Origin of the sequence: Pseudoduganella sp. RAF19, from assembly GCF_052114165.1 — a bacterium.
In the GTDB taxonomy this organism is placed as follows: domain Bacteria; phylum Pseudomonadota; class Gammaproteobacteria; order Burkholderiales; family Burkholderiaceae_D; genus Rugamonas.
Window position 1 is genome coordinate 1 of record NZ_JBFREF010000029.1, and the last position, 1,733, is coordinate 1,733.

At 61.6% G+C, this 1,733-nt stretch carries 1 protein-coding gene; it reads right to left on the reverse strand.

The annotated features are described in order from the left end of the window. Positions 1 to 1,733 (reverse strand): Ig-like domain-containing protein (locus tag AB4Z19_RS30440; RefSeq protein ID WP_442037141.1); only part of this gene is annotated, 1,733 nt, incomplete at both ends.

Here is a 1,733-nt window from a genome sequence, read left to right on the forward strand (position 1 = left end):
GCAACGCCGTCCGTGGTGTCATGTGTGAGCGCGACAGTGGGCGCGGTCAGTGTTGTATCCAGTGTGAATTCCAGGCTCGCAGTTTTCGTGTTGCCTGCGGCGTCCGTGTCGGTCACACTCACCGTGTGAGCACCGTCAGCGAGCGCAGATGCGTCGTAAGCCGCCACGGTGACGCCATCGACCTTGATGGCGCGTGAGGCATCAGCATCCTTGGCGCCAAACGTCAGCGCGGCGTTGCTGGTGAGGTGGTCGGTGTCGTGGCCTACGGCGCCATCGGTCGTATCCTGTACCAGCGCGATGGTTGGCGCGGTCAGCGTGGTGTCGAGTGTGAAGTCGAGCGATGCCGATTTTGTGTTACCGGCAGCATCGGTATCCGTCACAGAGACATTGTGCGCGCCGTCAGCGAGAGCCGATGCATCGTAGGCCGCCACGGCGACGCCGTCGACTTTAACCACGCGGTTGGCATCGGCATCTTTTGCGCCGAAGGCCAGCGCGGCATTGTTCGTCAGATGGTCAGCGTCGTGACCGGCGGCACCGTCGCTGCTGTCCATCACCAATGCGACGGTTGGCGCAGTCAAGGTTGTGTCCAGCGTGAAGTCGAAAGTGGCGGATTGCGTATTGCCGGCGGCGTCGGTGTCGGTGACGCTCACCGAATGCGCGCCGTCTGCTAGTGTGGAGGCATCGTAGCTGTCGATCTGGCTGCCATCCACTTTGATGACGCGCGTAGCGTCAGCGTCCTTGACGCCGAATGCCAGTGCCGCATTGCTGGTGAGATGGTCGGCGTCATGTCCGGCCCCGCCGTCACTGGTGTCCTGCACCAGTGACACAGTCGGTGCGGTCAGCGTTGTGTCGAGTGTGAAGTCGAGCGATGCCGATTTTGTGTTACCCGCAGCATCGGTATCGATCACAGAGACATTGTGTGCGCCGTCAGCGAGGGCCGACGCATCGTAGGCCGCCACGGCGACGCCGTCGACTTTAATTACGCGGTTAGCGTCAGCATCTTTGTCACCGAAGGACAGTGCGGCATTGCTGGTGAGATGGTCGGCATCATGCCCGGCTCCGCCGTCGCTGGTGTCATGCACCAAGGCCACCGTCGGTGCGGTCAGCGTTATGTCGAGTGTGAAGTCGAACGATGCCGATTTGGTGTTGCCTGCGGCATCCGTATCGGTCACGGACACGCTGTGAGCGCCGTTGGCGAGCAATGACGGATCGTAGCTTGCCACGGTCGTGCCGTCGACTTTAATGACGCGCGTCGCGTCAGCGTCTTGAACGTTGAACGCCAGGGCCGCATTGCTGGTAAGGTGATCGACATCATGGCCGGGCGCGCCGTCGGTCGTGTCCTGCACGAGTACCACGGTTGGCGCAGTCAGGGACGTATCCAGGGTGAAGCCCAGGCTGACCGAACTCGTATTCCCTGCCGCATCCGTGTCGGTCACGCTCACGGAGTGTGCGCCATCGGCTAGTTTCGAGGCATCGTAGCTGGCGACAGCCGTACCATCRACTTTGATGACACGCGTAGCGTCAGCATCCTTCGCATTAAAGGTCAATGCGACGTTGCTAGTCAGGTGATCGGTGTCGTGGCCGGCAACGCCGTCCGTGGTGTCATGTGTGAGCGCGACAGTGGGCGCGGTCAGTGTTGTATCCAGTGTGAATTCCAGGCTCGCAGTTTTCGTGTTGCCTGCGGCGTCCGTGTCGGTCACACTCACCGTGTGAGCACCGTCAGCGAGCGCAGA